Below are 15505 nucleotides of genomic sequence, written 5' to 3'. Positions count from 1 at the left end.
GCGAGAGGCGCTTTGCGCTGGCCGGCTTCGGCCACCTCATCCGTCAGCGCGCCCAACGCGCCCCAGACCTCGCCGCGACGGCAACCACCGAGGCCCCGGCCGCCTAGTCGGGCCTCGGCGTCCCGTAGACCATGGCGTTCGCCCTGCCCGCTTCCGCGCCGGCCGCACGCTGGGATGCAGCCGCGTCACGCAGGGAGCGGCGCAGCAGAGCGGTGGGCGCGGGGCCCGCTTCCCGGGACGGGTAGAGGGTGTCGATGATGTCCAGGAGCCGCTGCGGCTGCGCCTGCCATCCGAAGGCGAAGAAGGCGAGACCGCGCTCGTGAAGGCGCGAGGCGAGGTCGTGGAGCGCGTGCAGCCCCGTGACGTCGAGGAACCGCAGGCGTGTCATGTCGCACACCACCACGACGACGTTCCCGTCGAGCATGGTGAGGGCTTCCTCGAGAACGGAGCGGGAGTCGAGGTCGAGTTCGCCGTCCGGCACCAGGTGCACGGTGGACCCGAAACGTCTCGTCACGATGCGCAAGTCGCGGTTCATGCGTCTCACCTCGCCAGGACCGGCCGCTCTCATGCACTCCCGACCGCTATCGACGGGAATGGCCCCAAACCGATCCTGCCTCAGCCCCGAAAGCGTCCGCAAGCCCGTCCGGCTCCTCAGCTCACCTACTGCCACCCGGCCGATCAGGCAGGCCACGCCCTCATCCCCGCCCCCGTCGATCAGGTCCTCGGACCTGTTTTCGACGGCCATGGGGAAAGTCCGCGACGCACGACACGGTCGGCGACCGGCCGACCGGCTGACCTCTCAGGCTCCCGGGCCGCTCGGCTTCTCGGTGGAGGCGGAGGCGGAGGCGGAGTCCTCGGTGTAGTAGCGCCGTAGGAGTTCCCGCTCGGCGTCCCCGTGCGGGAACTTGAAGAAGACCAGCAGCGCACCCAGGGCGATCGCGGCCAGACCGACGGTGTACGCCCAGTCGTCGCCGTGGAGGAACGACTGGCGTGCTGCCGCGACGATCTGGTCGGCGTACCGGGGGTGCTCCTGGGCGACCTGCCCGGCGGAGGCGAACGACTTCGTCAGCTCGCTCTGGACCTGGTCCGACACGTCCTTGCTCTCGGGGGAAGCGGCGATCGCCGCGCTGAAGGCCGAGGCGTAACCGGCGGTGAGGAGCACGCCCATGACGGACTGCATGATGGCCCCGCCGAGGTCTCGCTGCAGGTCGGCGGTGCCCGAGGCCATTCCGGCGCGTCGCACGGGCACCGATCCGGTCAGCGAGTGAGATGCGGGCGTCCCGGCGAAGCCGGCGCCGATACCGATGAGCACGTAGGCGAGGCCGATCTGCCAGTAGCTGCTGTCCTCGCCCCAGAAGAGCAGCATCCAGGCGAAGGCGAGGAAGAGGAACACGTAACCCGTCAGCAGGGTCGTGCGGGCGCCGTGTGTCTCGACCAGCTTCGCGGACCGTGGTGCCACGAGCACCATCATCACGACGAGAGGGAGGATGGGGGCGCCGGCTTCGACGGCGTTGTACTCGAGCACGTTCTGCAGGTACTGCTGGCTGATGAACGCCGACCCCATCATGGAGCCGAACACGATGATTCCCGCGCATGCGGCGACCCAGAAAGTGCGCCGGCCGGCGATGTGGAGGTCGTACAACGGGTTGGGAGCCCGGCGCTGACGCCAGAGGAACGCCGCCCCGGCGGCGAGGGCGATCACGACGAGGCCGACGGCCAGGGCCCCCTGGTTGGGGACGACGGCGAAGTTGATTCCCAGCACCAGTCCCGCGACCAGGAGGACGGACAGGATGCCGCCTAGGTTGTCCACCGGTTCGGCCGACTCATTGGCGTGCGCGGGGACGAACAGCAGGGCCACGACCAGCGCGACCACCGCGAGGGGCAGGGTGACCAGGAAGACCGACCCCCAGTAGAAGTGTTGGAGGAGCGCCCCCGCGATCACCGGCCCGAGCATGGAGATGCCGCCGCCCAGGGCGGACCACAGCGCGATCGACTTCGTCCGCCCCGGCCCCGCCCACAGGGCGGTGATCAGCGCCAGGGTGGTCGGGTAGGCCATGCCGGCCGAGAGCCCGCCGAGGATCCGGGCCAGCACGAGGACGGTGTCGTTCGGCGCGTACGCGGCGAGCAGGCAGGCCGGGATGGACAGAGCGATGCCGAGGAGCAGCAGCAGCTTGCGCCCGTGACGGTCGCCGACCGCACCCAGGTAAAGCACCGATGAGGCCAGGCCGAGGGAGTACCCCACGGCGATCAGGTTCAGCGCGGTCTGGGAGGAGTCGAAGGCCTTCCCGATCGCGGGCAGCGCCACGTTGGCCACCGACAGGTTCAAGTTGGCCACCGCGGCAACGATGATCAGGGACGAAAGAACGAGCGCCGCCCGCGCCGGGGCCTCACGCGGAACGTCGATGCGAGGCGCGCCGCTCTTCGACATGGAACCTCCGGGGCGAAGTCGGGCTTCGCGAGAGTCTTCCCTGATCCACCGCGCCGCACATCGCCCCATTGGGATGACACACCGACCGTCGCTGACGCGGTCCGCCCGTGTTCCCGGAAGGTGTCGAGGCGGTTGAGCCGTGCGAGGAGAACACCCCGGCGTCGACGTTCCTGACGGCCCGCTGCCCGGACGGCGGCGGCCTCTACGAAGGTCCGTGGCGCAGGATCCCGGCCCGGAGCAGCTACCCCGGGCGCGTACGTCCAGCGGACCCGATTTCGGGGTGGATCGCGAGATCCTCGGGACGGGGTGGTGGACGTGACCGTTGGTGCTCGCCCGGAATTCGCTGTTCAGCTCTTGCGGGCCAACGGTTGCCCGGCGAAGCTCACCCCTGCCAGGCCATGGGCCATGAGGTTGCGAATGTTGCCGTGATCAGTGTCGCCCGGCGTCGCCAGCACGCTGCGATAGTGCTCACCGAATGCCAGCAGGGCCTCGTGATCGCTCAGCCCTTCCAGCAGGGCCAGTCCCAGCGTCTTACAGGAACCCTCGTTCTCACCTGCGGCGTTTTCCATTTCCCCGTTGCGGAACGCCTCTGCCTGATATGCGTAGTGCGCGGCGACGAAGGCCAAGGTGTCGGCGAATTCGTGCTCACCTGACGCAAGGCTCGCCCGCAGCGAGTTCAGATCAGTCATCTCGGTACCCCTGGATTGAACAGACGATCCGATTGCCGTCCGTGACCGGGGGACCATACCCCCTTGAGACGAGTCGGCAGGAACCGGGCCACATGCCGGAACGAGCGGCATCTCCGCAGGTCACGATGTGCGACTGGGTGACCCGCCGAGAGCCGGTTTCGGTCCGGGCGATCGGCCGCGAGGGCGGTGCTGATCAGCAGCCGGCGCCGTTCCCGCCCTGTGCCGCAGGGCGGCTCGGTGGCGTGCCACGGCAAGGCGGGGTCGGATGGTGGCTCCGCTGCCGGCGATGCCCGGCTGCTCGGCCGTATCGCCGCCGACCCGACGAGGGCTCCAACAACAGCGAGCAGACCCGCCTGGAAGTCCTGCGGCTGCTCGTGACCGCGTGTGGCGCCGAGGACTTCGCCGAGCTGCCGCCGCAGCCGGACGGCCGGGGCAGAGGTCCGAGTTCCGGGGCCCGGGCCCCGGCCCGGGCCCGGTTGCAAACGCCCGTGGCAGGGGCGGGAACGCCTGGCACGGGCGGGGGGCGCGGAGGTCGCGGGGGTGTCCGTGTTCGTGCCGCCGCACCCGGCGGAGGCTACGGGCGTCCGCGGAGGGTTTCGATCTCCCGGCGTTCGCGCTTCGTCGGGCGGCCCGCGCCGCGGTCGCGGATGCCGACGACGGCGGCCTCCACCGGGCTCGGCGGCGGCGGGCTGTTGTCGATCAGGCACTCCGCGGCGACGGGGGCGCCCACCCGCTTGGACACGGGCCGCTTGACCACGACGATCCGCTCGCGCCCTGCGTGGAACAGCCGTACCTCGTCACCCGCACGGACCGTCTGCGCCGGCTTGGCACGTTCCCCGTTGACCTTCACATGGCCCGCCCGGCAGGCGGTCGCCGCGATCGAGCGGGTCTTGGTCAGGCGCACGGACCAGATCCACGCATCGACCCGCACCGTGCCCGTTTCCGTTCCCGTTACCTCATCAGCCATACCCCCGACTCTAGCGAGCCGGGCACGGCAGAACGGAATGGATTTTGGCAGATGCACCAACAGGCATGGCATCTGCCATGGAGATCATCTGAACTTGATTGCAAATGCGCCACAGCTGGCCCTAGCCTTGTCGCACATGCAGTCCTCCACCATCGGACACCGTCGGACAGGCCGCGCGTCTGCCGGGCGTCAGCCCAGACACCGCACCGCTGGGCCGACGCCCGCCGGATCGGCACCCCCGCGACGAAGACGGCGGCCGACGCCTGATCGGCGGCCGTGACCCGGCCGCCTTCTCCGTCGAGGAGCTCGGGCCGACGGTCGGCATGCAGGCCACCGCCCGTGTGAAGTCCGCCACCCTGCACATCGACCGCACCCGAACCGGACGGCCCCGCCCGCCTGGCCCCCTCCAGGCATTCCCGCACCACCGCCCGGCACCGTCCCTACAACCGCACCCGCTCCGCCCGTCACCGGCGCGGGTCACCATCGCGCGGCTCCGGCATCCGGCCGACCGCCGACCCGACCGAGGAGCACCCGCTCATGTCACCGAGCCCGACCCGCCGCCGTGCCGCGGCCGCCGCGTTGACCGCCGCCCTGCTCGTGCCCCTGGCCGCCTGCGGCAAAGGGGACGAGAAGCCGGCCGCCGGTTCCACGCCCGGTTCCGCCGAGGCCAAGGCCACCCACCTGACCGTCCTCGCCGCCTCCTCCCTCACCGACGTCTTCAAGACCGCGGCTGCGGCGTACGAGAAGGCCCACCCCGGCACGAAGATCACCTTCTCCTTCGCCGGTTCGCAGGAGCTGGCGGCGCAGGTCAAGCAGGGCGCCCCGGCCGACGCGCTGGTCACCGCCGACACCAAGACCATGGACGGGCTGAAGGCCGAGACCGGCGACGCCACGGTCATCGCGAAGAACCGTCTGGTCATCGCCGCCGGCAAGGGCAACCCGTTCAAGGTCGACGAGCTCAGGGACCTCGCCGACACCAAGATCAAGGTCGTGCTCGCCGCGCCCGAGGTCCCGGTCGGCCGCTACAGCAAGCAGATCCTCGACGCCCAGAAGATCGAGGTGAAGCCCGTCTCCCAGGAGCCCAACGTCCGTGCCGTGCTGAGCAAGGTCGAGCTGGGCGAGGCGGACGCGGGTCTCGTCTACCGGACCGACTCCGTCAAGTCCGGTGACAAGATCGTCGCGGTGGAGATCCCGGACGACCAGAACGCCGTGGCCTCCTATCCGGCGGCCACGCTGAAGCAGTCCGAGAACGCCGAGGCCGCGGCCGCGTTCGTCGCCTGGCTGACCACCCCCGAGGCGCAGAAGATCCTTCAGGACGCGGGCTTCCAGAAGGCGTAGGCGGCGCGCCGGCGTCCCGACGCCGAGGGGCCGGCCGGGCGGGGGAACAGAGGGCCCGTCGGAGCGTGTCCGGGCGCGTCCATCCGTACACCCGCCCGTACGACAGCCCGTACGAGCGAGGCCTTGCGCCGGTCGGGCTGCTCCGGGTGCTCGGGGCGGCGCCCGCACGACGCTCGGCGGGGCTCCACCGCGAGCGCCCGGAGCAGCCCGACCGGCCCGACCGCCGCATACGCTTCCCCCGCAGTCACCTCCCCCAGCCAGGAACCCTCATGAGCAGACTTCGTACTCGCACCACCAGGCCCCCGCTGACCCTGGCACTCCCCGCGCTGCTCGCCGTCGCGTTCCTGCTGCTGCCGCTCGTCGGAATCCTCGTCCGCACCCAGTGGGGCGAGCTCGGCACCCATCTGAGCAGCCCCGGCGTGGTCGAGGCCGTGCAACTCTCGCTCGTCGTGTCCCTCTGGGCCCTCGTCCTCTCGCTTCTCCTCGGCGTCCCGCTCGCCTGGCTGCTGGCCCGGGTCCCGTTCAAGGGGAAGGCCCTGGTCCGCTCCCTCGTGCTGCTGCCGATGGTGCTGCCGCCGACCGTCGGGGGGGTCGCCCTGCTCCTCGGCTTCGGCCGGCGCGGGCTGCTGGGGCCGTGGCTGGAGGAGACCTTCGGGATCACCCTGCCCTTCCACACGTCGGGCGCCGTCGTCGCGGCCACCTTCGTCGCCATGCCGTTCCTGGTCATCAGCCTGGAAGGCGCCCTCGGCGGGCTCAAGCAGAGCTACGAGGAGACCGCCGCCTCGCTCGGCGCCTCGCCGGTCCGGGTGTTCTTCACCGTGACCCTGCCCATGGTGGCCCCCGGCCTGATCGCCGGCGCGGCGCTCACCTGGGCCCGCGCCCTGGGCGAGTTCGGCGCGACCATCACCTTCGCCGGAAACCTGCCGGGCACCACGCAGACCCTGCCGCTCCAGGTGTACCTGCTGCTCCAGGACCAGCCCGAGGCCGCCACCTCCGTCTCGCTTCTGCTCCTGGCGATCGCCATGGCCGTACTGATCGCCCTGCGCGGCCGCTGGACGGGTGCCCCCGTCGTCCGCGGAGGCGCGGGAGCGCCCCCACTCATCGACGACACGCCCGCCCCTGCCACCGGACCGGGCACGGACACAGCCCCGGCCGCAGGCGCCGGCACCGCTGCACCCTCGTCCTCGCCCCCCGAAGCGGCTGCGCACGAGGCCGGTGGCCACTGGCCCCTGCACGCCACCGTCACCGGCTTCAACCGGCTCACGCTCCACGCCGAACCCGGCACCACCATCGCCGTCGTCGGCGAGAACGGCGCCGGCAAGACCACCCTGCTGCGCGCCCTGCTCGGCCTGACCCCGCGGGCCCACGCCGAGCTGCGGCTCGGCGACGCCGACGTCACCGCGCTGCCCCCGCACAAGCGGCAGGTGGCCTGGGTCCCGCAGGACGGCGCGCTGTTCCCGCACCTGAGCGCCCTGGCCAACACCGCGTACGGGCTGCGCGCCCGCCGGGTGCCGCGCGCCGAGGCCCGCCGCGAGGCGCAGGCCTGGCTTGACCGGCTCGGCGTCGGACACCTCGCCCAGCGCAGGCCCGGGCAGCTCTCCGGCGGCCAGGCCCAGCGTGTCGCCCTCGCCCGGGCGCTGGCCGCCCGCCCGCGGCTGCTTCTGCTGGACGAGCCGCTCGCCGCCCTCGACCAGACGACGCGGGCCCGCGTCCGGCACACCCTGCGCACGCACCTCGCCGGCTTCGGCGGGGTCTGCCTCATCGTCACCCACGATCCCGTCGAGGCGGTGTCGCTGGCCGACCGGGTCCTCGTACTGGCCGACGGCCGAGCGCTCCAGGACGCGCCGCCGTCCGAAGTGACCCGGCACCCGCGCTCCCCGTGGGTGGCCCGCATGCTGGGGCGCAACGCCTGGCCGGGCATCGCGTCGGCGGACGGACTCGCCCTGGCGGCGGGCGGCCGCCTGGTGGTCGCCGAGGCCCTGCCCGAGGGGGCGCAGGCGCTGGCGATCATCGCTCCCGAGGCGGTGTCGGTGCACCGGGACCGCCCGGGCGGCAGCCCCCGCAACGTCTGGCAGGGCACCGTACGGGAGATCACCGCGGTCGGCAGCCGGCTGCGCGTGCTGATCGCGTCGGCCGCCGCGCCCGACCTGGTCGCGGAGATCACCCCGGAGGCGGCGGCCGAGCTCGGCATCGTCGACGGCGCGGACGTGTGGACCAGCGTGAAGGCCACGGAGGTCACCTTGGTACGCCTCTAGGCCGCGCCGGACCGCCATCGCCGGAAGGAGCCGGACGCCGCAGCCGGCGCCCGTCCGGCGGCCCTGCCCTCAGCCGGCGTCCTCCGGCGCGGCCAGCACGAACTCGCACCACACGGACTTGCCGCCGCCGCGCGGCTCCACGCCCCACTCGTCCGCGAGCTGGTCCACCAGCATCAGCCCGCGCCCCGACACCGCCCAGTCCCCCGCCTCGCGCCGCCTCGGCAGGGCGCTGCTGGTGTCCTCGACCTCGATGCGGATCCGGCCCTGCGCCGTGAGCCGCATGCTGACGTTGCCGCCGCCGTCCGTGTGGACCAGGGCGTTGGTCATCAGCTCGTCCGCCGCCAGTTCGATCTCGTCCGCCCGGTCCCGCGCACCCCAGGCGGCCACCGCCGCCCGGATCAGGTGCCGGGCCAGTGCCGGGGCGTGCTGGTCCCCCGGTTCCAGCCGCTGGCGCATCGGGCCCCCGCCGCGCGCGCCGGGCGTACCGCGGCGGCGCAGGACGAGCAGGGCCATGTCGTCCCCGCCGCCCGAGTCACCGACCAGGTCGCACAGCACGTCGGCGAGCTCCTCCACGTCGACCGGACCGCTGTGGACCGCCGCCATGAGCTCCCGCATACCGGTGTCGTGGTCGGCGCCGGGGCGTTCGATCAGGCCGTCCGTGCACAGCACCAGGGCGTCCCCGGGGTGCAGTTCGAGGCTGGTGACGGGGTAGCCGGAGCCCGTTCCGGTCTGCTCGCCGCGCGGCAGCCCGAGGGGCAGGCCGCCGGCCACCTGGATCCGGTGGCAGCTGCCGTCGCCGCGGCGCACGACCGGGTCGAGATGGCCGGCGCGGACCATGCTCAGCATGCCGTTGCCGAGGTCCACCTCGGCGTAGGTGCACGTGGCGAACCGTTCCGTCTCCAGTTCGCGCAGGAAGACCGAGGCCCGCGCCATGGCCGTGCCGGGCGTGTGCCCCTCGACGATGTACGCCCGCATGACGATCCGCAGCTGCCCCATGACGGCCGCCGCGTCCGTGTCGTGCCCCTCGACGTCCCCGATCATCACTCCGACCCTGCCCTCGCCGAGCGGGATCACGTCGTACCAGTCGCCGCCGATGTCCCGGCCCATGCGCGCGGAGCGGTAGCGTACGGCGATCAGCGCGCCCGGCACCTCCGGGATCCGGCGGGGCAGCATGGCACGCTGGAGCCCCTCGGCCAGGTCGTGCTCCTGCTCGTACAGAATGGCGCGCTGAAGGCTCTGCGCGACGCCGCTGCCCAGGGCCATCAGCAGGTTCCGCTCCTCGGCGGTGAAATCGCCGTCGCGCTTGTAGAGCAGCCCGAGCGCCCCGATGGGCCGTCCCTGGGCGATCAGCGGCAGGTAGACGCCACTGCGGACGGACAGCGGCTCGATGTACGGCCACAGCAGCGGGTAGCGGTGCTGGAACTCCTCCCGGGAGACGAGGAAGACCGGCCGCATGGTGCGCACGGCCTCGCTCATCGGGAACTGCGCATCGATCCGGGTGTACTCGATGTCGGGGACGTACGAGCCGAGCTGGCCCTCCGCGACCAGGTGGATGCGGCCGCCGTCGACGATGCCCAGCATCACGCTGACCGCGCCCAGGTGCCCGAGGGCCTGTGGGTCCTTGAGGATGTCGGTCACGTCGTTGACGGTGCGGGAGTGGGCGAGGATGGCGGTGGTCCGCTCGACGACGCCGGTCATCCGGCGCCGCCCCTCGGCCTGCTCCCCGGCGGCGCCCGGCTCGCCGGGGTCGTGGGCGGCGTCGCGCAGGATCCCGATGACGCGGTACGGGCGGCCGTCACGGTTGCGCAGGATGCTCCCCTGGATGTGGGTCCAGGCCGGCGAGCCGTCCCTGCGCCGGGTACGGACGTATGCCCCGTAGTGGCTGCGGCCGTCCTTGATCGCCTGCCCGACCCGGGCGTCGAGCCGGGCCTCCTCACCGGGCGCGAGGCGCAGCCGGAGCCCGTCGGGGGTCCCGTCGAACTCGTCCGGACGCAGGTCGAGGACCTCGAGGGCCGTGGGATCCAGGTGCATCCGCCGACGGTCGAGGTCCCAGTCGAATGTGCCCATGCGGTTGAGCGCAAGGCTCGTATCCGGCCGCGCGGGCCAGTCGACCTCGGGGTTGTCTGCCCTACGGGCCATGCAGCCAGGGTCTCACTCTCCCCCGCCGGTGTCCCTGCGGGGCACCGGCGGGGGCCACAGGGACACCGGCGGCGGCCCGGTGTGACGCGAGACCCGAATGGTGGCTAGTCCGTGTCCCGCGTACTCGCGTCGTGGACCAGCAGGGCGATCTGGACGCGGTTGTTGAGGTCGAGGCGGGTCAGGATCCGCGACACGTGGGTCTTCACCGTGGGCAGCGCCAGGTGGAGTTCCCGGGCGATCTCCGCGTTGGACAGGCCGCGGCCGACCGCCAGGGCCACCTCGCGTTCGCGCTCGCCCAGCAGGGCCAGCCGGGTGCGGGCCGCGGCCGCTCGGGTGTCCTGACCGGAACCGCCCGCCACGTGGTCGATGAGGCGGCGGGTGACGGCCGGGGAGAGCGCCGGATCCCCGGCGGCCACGGTCCGGATGGCCGTTACGATCTCCTGCGGCGGGGTGTCCTTGAGGAGGAATCCGGCCGCTCCGGCGCGCAGGGCCCGCAGGACGTGCGCGTCGGTGTGGAAGGTGGTCAGGACGAGGACCTCCGGAGCTCCTGGCCGTGCCCGGAGCGCCTCGGTGGCGGCCAGTCCGTCGACGCCCGGCATCCGGATGTCCACCAGGACCAGGTCGGGCCCGTGCGCGGCGACCAGGCCGGGCACCTGCGCCCCGTCCGCGGCCTCGGCGACCAGCTCGATGTCCGGAGCGCCGCCCAGCATCAGACGCAGCCCCGCCCGGACGATCGCGTCGTCGTCGACCAGCAGTACCCGGATCACCTGCGCCTCCCCCCTCGTCCCTTGATCAGCTCTGCCAGGGTAGCCAGGCGTGTACGCGGAATCCGCCGTCGGCGGGGACGGCCGTCAGCTCGCCGCCCGCCAGCCTGGCGCGTTCCGCCAGCCCGATCAGCCCCTGCCCGCCGCCCGCACTGCTGCCCGGCCCCGCGAGCGCAACCGGACCCTCGACCGGATCCGCGCCCGGACCCCTGTTCCGCTGCGTGTCCCGGTCCGCCGCCGGTCCGGGTGGCAGGGCGTTGCGGACCTCGACCGTCAGCCCGTCCCCCGGGCCGCCGGCCACCCTTACGCCGACGGCCGCACCCGGCGCGTGCTTGCGGACGTTGGTGAGCGCCTCCTGCACGATCCGGTACGCCGTACGCCCGACCAGGGGCGGCGGCGCGGCCCCCTCCGGCGGGCCCGCCAGCTCGATCCGTCCGCCCGCGGCCCGCGCCTCGGCCACCAGCCGGGCCAGGTCGGCGAGTTCGGGCTGCGGCCGCTCGCCCTCCACCGGCCCCGTCCCGGAACCGGACCGCAGTACGCCGATCACCTCGCGCAGGTCGTGCAAGGCCAGGTGGGCGCTCTCCCGCATCACGCCGGCGGCCCGCTCGATCTCCTCCCGCGGGGCACCCGGGTTGAACTCCAGGGCGCCCGCGTGCACGCTCAGCAGGGACAGCCGGTGCCCGAGCACGTCGTGCATCTCGCGGGCGATCTCCTCCCGGGCCTCCCTCCGGGCTCGCTCGGCCCGGGACTCCGCGTCCGCCTCGGCCAGTTCGGCGCGCTCCCGCAGTGAGGCGATCAACTGCTGCCGGGAGCGACGGAACAGCCCCCAGCCGATGGACCCGGCGATCAGCGCGAAGTACGTCACCGCCGAACCCGCCCGGTCCTCCGGCAGGTCGGGCAGCCGCCACAGGAAGAAGGGCAGGGGGCCGAAGGCCAGCGCCGCCACCCATGCCGTGACGCGCCACGGCCGGGTCGCGGCCACGGTGAACACCGCGACCATGGCCGGGCCGGTCATGTAGTGCGCCACGCCGCCGGCTAACAGCAGCACCACGGCCAGTGGAACCGGCCGGCGCCGTCGCAGCAGAACCGCCGCGCACGCCAGCCCGCCTGCCGCCTGGTCGGCGGCCCGCCACCCCGGGCCGATGTTCTCCGCCACCGGGATCGACTGCGAACTGACGGCGGCGAAGCAGGCGGCGAAGAGGAAGAGCCCCAGGTCGGCGGCCCAGTCCCGGCGGGTGCGGTGGATTCGGCGCATGTCGCGGAAATCTACGCCGACCCACCCGGGACCGGGCATCCGCGCCCCGCATCGCATACTTAAGTACGACCCCGCGCAGCCGTAAGGCCGATTCCCGGCCCGCAGCGTCCGCCTAACGTCGGAGCATGACCTCCCACACCCCGAAGTCCCCGCTGACCGCCGTCACGGGCCTGCTCAGCTTCGTCCTCGTCGTCGGCGGTGCGAGCGGCCTCCTGCACGAGTGGCTCGACTGGATCCACTTCATGGGCTTCGTCCGCTTCCTCGCCCCCGACGGCTACGAGATCTACAGCTACCTCGTCATGGTCGTCCTCGGCCTTGCGGTGGGTGCTGCCGGTGACACGCTCACCCGCCGCGGCCGCGCCTGACCGGGCCGACGGCCGGAACGGCGTACCTCCTCCTCCCGCACGAAGGGAGGAGGAGGTACGCCGTTCCGGTGCTACTGGTCGTCGCCGGGGGGCTCGACCGCCGAGGGCGGCGGAGGCTCAGGCGGCTCGGCCGTCAAGGGCGGCTCGGGCTCCTGTTGCCGTTCGGTCTCCGGCTGCTGTTCGGTCTCCGGCTGGGCCGTGGTCGGCGGAGCCGGAGACGGTGGTTCCGCCGAGGTCCGCGGGGCCGTCGGCGAAAGCGACGGTGGCGGGGACACCGAGGCCGTGGAAGGCGACGGCGACGGCGCGGACGGTGAAGGTGACGCGGACGGCGACGGGGACGGCGAAGGCGACGGGGACGGCGACTTCGACGGTGACTCCGACGGCGACGGCGTAGGCGACTCCGATGGCGACGGGGACGGCGACTTGGAAGGCGACTCCGACGGCGAGGGGGACGGCGACTTCGACGGCGACGGCGACTTCGAGGGCGACGGCGTCCCGGACGGACTCGGCGTCACCGACGGGGTCGGCTTCGTCGGCGTCCCCGACGGTGTCGGCGTGACGGACGAGGTCGGCTTCGTCGGGGTCACGGTCGGGGTCGGCCTCGTCGGCGTCTGCGACGGGGTCTGCGTGGTCGGCGGTGTCGGAACCACCGGCGGCGGTATCGGCCTGTCGGGCTTGCCGTGGTGGTTGCCGCGGTTGCGCTCGTACCAGCGGTGGTCACGGTTGTCGTAGATCACGATCTTGTTCACGATGGTCACCGCCGGGGCGATGGCCACCACCTTGGACGGCTGGTACGAGGGCCACTCCTGCCCGACCCTCTTCGGGGCGGCCTTGAGCGGCACCGGCGGACCGATCGGGTTCCCGCACGCACAGCGCACCCGCGGGACCCCTCGGTCGTCCACCAGCACGGCCGTCCCGGCCTGGAGCACGGCCTGGTAGTCGTAGGCCTTGCCGTCCCGGTAGCCGTGGTTCGTGACCCGCGTGTCCATCCGCAGCTGCACCGGGGTGAGCGAGCGCAGGTATCCGGGAACGGCGGCCGGCTGGATTCCGAGGGTCGAGGCGAAGGCGGCGTTCCTGGCGGGCTGCACGGACAGCTCCTGGATCAGCTTCTCCACGTCACAGCTGGGGACGTTCCTGGTGCCGGCGTACACGCCCGGTGCCGAGCCGCTGACGCTTCGGGTGGCCGTCTGGGTGCCCGGGGTGGCGGTGGCGCTCGGGGTGGGGAGGGCGGTGCCCCTGGGGGGTGCGGTCGCGCTCGGCGGCGCCGGGCTCTCCGGCTGGGGCGCGGCCTCCTTCACCGCGGTGGACTCGGTGAAGGGGTCGGGGCCGCTGGAGGCGACCGGCTGGAGGAACACCTCGCCGCCGGCGCTGGTGGACGTACCGCTGGGCCGGGTCAGGACCACGACCATGGCGGCGACGGCCGCCACAGCGACGAGCGCGGTGGCGAGCCGCGGTACGGATCGCCACCAGGGGCCTTTCGCCGGGCCCGGTCCTTCGGGCCCGTCAGAACCGCCGGGCCCACCGGACCCGCCGGGCGGCGCCGGCGGTGGTGGGGGCGGCGGCGGCCCCTGCTGCCCGCCCGAGAGCGGACCGGACGGCGGCCCGGTGGGGCGTTCCGACGACGGCGGTCGCCCGGATGGTTGCGTGGTCACGGGCTCTCCTTCCAAGGAGGAGTGCGTTCCCTGCCGACCATTGTGTGCGCCGTCCGGGTGGTGCCCGCAAGCTGGGAGTGCCACGGTTGCAGGATGAACCGGACAGCGGGATCACCATCGTCCGGGCGGTCCACCGGAGCTTGGCGCGGCGCGCTCGTCGCCGTCGTCGCGGCCTTCGCGGTGATGACCGCCGTCGCCGCCGCGGGTCTCGCGTGCGCGGGCGCGGGCGATCTGCCGGGCGGCGCGTTCCCCCGTGTGGTCGCCGCGGTCGTCGTGATGGCGGCCGGGGGCTCGGTCGAGGTGTCGGGCGACGCCGGTTCCCTGGCGGGGGCGGACGCGAACCTGTCGGTGATGCCGCTGTCGGTGAGCCTGGCGGGCGCCCTCACGGCCGGCTGCTGCTTCCTGCGCCCCCTGCACAACCGGGCGGTGGCCCGGCCCCGTGAACTCATCGGCCGGGCCGTCCCGTTGATCGCATTGTGGCTCCTCGCACTCACCGGCGCGGCACTCCTGGCCCGGCACACCTTCAGCATCTCCACCGGCGACTCTCCCACGGCGGTGATCACCGAACTCCTCGACGCCGCCCCCACCGTGGGCTTCCGTGCCGACCTGACCGCCACGCTCCTCTTCGGACTCCTGTGGATCCTGGGCCTGTTGCTGATCGCCCTGATGGTCTCGCGTCGCGCGCCGCTCCCGGCCGGACTGGTCCGCTTCCACTCCGCGCTGCGCCCGGCCGCCTTCGCCACGACCCTGCTGCTCCTCGCCTACGTCGTCCTCGGCATCGCCGTCGGCCTCGTGGTGGCCGCCACCCAGGGTCATGCCGCGCGGACGTTCGCCGTGATCCTGCTCGGTCTGCCGAACCTCGCATGGTTCGCGCTCACCCTGGGCTTCGGCGGCGCCTGGGAGGGCAGGGTCGACGGCCCGTTCGGGCTGCCGATGCCGCAGTTGCTGGACGAGGTCCTGCGCGGCTCCGACCTGTCCACGGTCGACGTGGCCTCGCTCGCGGAGCGCGACTCCCGGGCCTGGTGGCTGGTGGCGGTGGCAGCCGTCCTGCTGCTCGGTACGGGTGTACTGGCGGCCGTACGGTCCCCCGCGCACGTCCGGGCCTGGCAGCACGCGCTCCATCTGGGGGTGGCCCTGGCCCTGGCGACCCTGACCGTGTGCCTGCTCGCGCGGGTCCAGGCCCAGTTCGGACTCTCCCTCCTTGGCATCGGGGAGGTGGACGGCCTCAGCGGCCAGGTGGAGCTGAATCCCGTCCTGTGGCGCACGGTCGGCCTCGGGCTCCTGTGGGGTGCGGTGGCGGGCTTCCTGGGCGCCCTCGTGGCCCGTCCTGTGCACCGCCGCGGCCGGATAGGCGAAACCGCCGCGACCCCGAAATGACGACGGACTCTCCAGGGACTCTCCAAGCTTCCTCACCGGGCTTCGGGATCGCGCCTCTCACTGGGCTTCGGGATCGCGCGTCTCCACGATCCGCGTGGGGTCGTGCCCCACCTCCTGACGAGGCCGGCCTCCTACCGTTCCGGGCGGCGGCGGCGGGGGTGTGACGGGGCCCCCCCGCCGCTAGGTGGGGTGGCGAGGCGGGGACGGCCCGGGCGGGTACCCCCGTGCCCGGTCGTCCGGCCAGGTCGAGAGGCCGGGGGCGGGGGGGGGGAGGCA

The 15505-nt window shown here is 73.2% G+C and carries 12 protein-coding genes and 2 pseudogenes; 5 read left to right on the top strand and 9 right to left on the bottom strand.

Annotated elements, in window-relative coordinates; translation table 11 throughout:
- Window positions 1-103: 103 nt before the first annotated feature.
- The 4 genes from ACWGIF_RS27350 to ACWGIF_RS27335 all read right to left on the bottom strand — a co-directional run bounded on the left by ACWGIF_RS27350 (window position 104) and on the right by ACWGIF_RS27335 (window position 4084).
- Window positions 104-535 (bottom strand): STAS domain-containing protein, encoded by a 432-nt coding sequence (locus ACWGIF_RS27350; RefSeq protein ID WP_453501389.1) that lies wholly within the window; start codon window positions 533-535, stop codon window positions 104-106.
- Between the two features lie 264 nt (window positions 536-799).
- The gene (locus ACWGIF_RS27345) at window positions 800-2428 is read right to left on the bottom strand and encodes an MFS transporter (RefSeq protein ID WP_453501387.1); all 1629 of its coding nucleotides are present in this window, start codon (window positions 2426-2428) and stop codon (window positions 800-802) included.
- A 347-nt stretch (window positions 2429-2775) separates the two neighbouring features.
- Window positions 2776-3117 (bottom strand): HopJ type III effector protein, encoded by a 342-nt coding sequence (locus ACWGIF_RS27340; protein WP_453501385.1) that lies wholly within the window; start codon window positions 3115-3117, stop codon window positions 2776-2778.
- Window positions 3118-3691: 574 nt separating this feature from the next.
- Entirely contained in the window at window positions 3692-4084 is a 393-nt protein-coding gene (locus ACWGIF_RS27335; RefSeq protein ID WP_453501384.1) for an RNA-binding S4 domain-containing protein, read from the bottom strand.
- Window positions 4085-4263: 179 nt separating this feature from the next.
- Between ACWGIF_RS27335 and ACWGIF_RS27330 the strand changes: the two are divergent.
- Both ACWGIF_RS27330 and modA read left to right on the top strand, forming a co-directional pair.
- Window positions 4264-4455: pseudogene (locus ACWGIF_RS27330) on the top strand (hypothetical protein); the annotation flags it as partial.
- A 166-nt stretch (window positions 4456-4621) separates the two neighbouring features.
- Window positions 4622-5422, top strand: coding sequence for a molybdate ABC transporter substrate-binding protein (gene modA, locus ACWGIF_RS27325; protein ID WP_453501382.1), 801 nt, complete (start codon window positions 4622-4624; stop codon window positions 5420-5422).
- Here the strand turns inward: modA and ACWGIF_RS27320 are convergent.
- Window positions 5395-5670, bottom strand: a complete 276-nt coding sequence (locus ACWGIF_RS27320; protein WP_453501380.1) for a hypothetical protein — start codon at window positions 5668-5670, stop codon at window positions 5395-5397. The two genes, modA and ACWGIF_RS27320, sit on opposite strands and share 28 nt — an antisense overlap.
- A gap of 21 nt (window positions 5671-5691) precedes the next feature.
- On the opposite strand from ACWGIF_RS27320, the gene ACWGIF_RS27315 reads away from it, so the two are divergent.
- The gene (locus ACWGIF_RS27315; protein ID WP_453501379.1) at window positions 5692-7677 is read left to right on the top strand and encodes an ABC transporter permease; all 1986 of its coding nucleotides are present in this window, start codon (window positions 5692-5694) and stop codon (window positions 7675-7677) included.
- Between the two features lie 69 nt (window positions 7678-7746).
- On the opposite strand, the gene ACWGIF_RS27310 is transcribed toward ACWGIF_RS27315, so the two are convergent.
- The 3 genes from ACWGIF_RS27310 to ACWGIF_RS27300 form a co-directional block, all read right to left on the bottom strand.
- Window positions 7747-9816 carry a SpoIIE family protein phosphatase gene (locus tag ACWGIF_RS27310; protein ID WP_453501377.1) on the bottom strand — a complete coding sequence of 690 codons (2070 nt, stop codon included), beginning with the start codon at window positions 9814-9816 and terminating at the stop codon, window positions 7747-7749.
- Between the two features lie 104 nt (window positions 9817-9920).
- A complete protein-coding gene (locus tag ACWGIF_RS27305) occupies window positions 9921-10583 on the bottom strand; it encodes a response regulator transcription factor (RefSeq protein ID WP_453501375.1) in 663 nt (220 codons plus the stop codon).
- Between the two features lie 25 nt (window positions 10584-10608).
- Window positions 10609-11835 (bottom strand): sensor histidine kinase, encoded by a 1227-nt coding sequence (locus tag ACWGIF_RS27300; RefSeq protein WP_453501374.1) that lies wholly within the window; start codon window positions 11833-11835, stop codon window positions 10609-10611.
- A gap of 125 nt (window positions 11836-11960) precedes the next feature.
- On the opposite strand from ACWGIF_RS27300, the gene ACWGIF_RS27295 reads away from it, so the two are divergent.
- Entirely contained in the window at window positions 11961-12200 is a 240-nt protein-coding gene (locus ACWGIF_RS27295; protein ID WP_453501373.1) for a hypothetical protein, read from the top strand.
- 356 nt (window positions 12201-12556) lie between these two features.
- Here the strand turns inward: ACWGIF_RS27295 and ACWGIF_RS27290 are convergent.
- Window positions 12557-13852 (bottom strand): annotated as a pseudogene (locus tag ACWGIF_RS27290) (DUF6777 domain-containing protein); the annotation flags it as partial.
- Window positions 13853-13945: 93 nt separating this feature from the next.
- On the opposite strand from ACWGIF_RS27290, the gene ACWGIF_RS27285 reads away from it, so the two are divergent.
- Window positions 13946-15229 carry a streptophobe family protein gene (locus tag ACWGIF_RS27285; protein ID WP_453501372.1) on the top strand — a complete coding sequence of 428 codons (1284 nt, stop codon included), beginning with the start codon at window positions 13946-13948 and terminating at the stop codon, window positions 15227-15229.
- Window positions 15230-15505 lie beyond the last annotated feature (276 nt).

The sequence above is a fragment of the Streptomyces sp. NPDC054849 genome (genome assembly GCF_053610945.1).
This window is presented reverse-complemented; position numbering and strand designations above follow the sequence as displayed.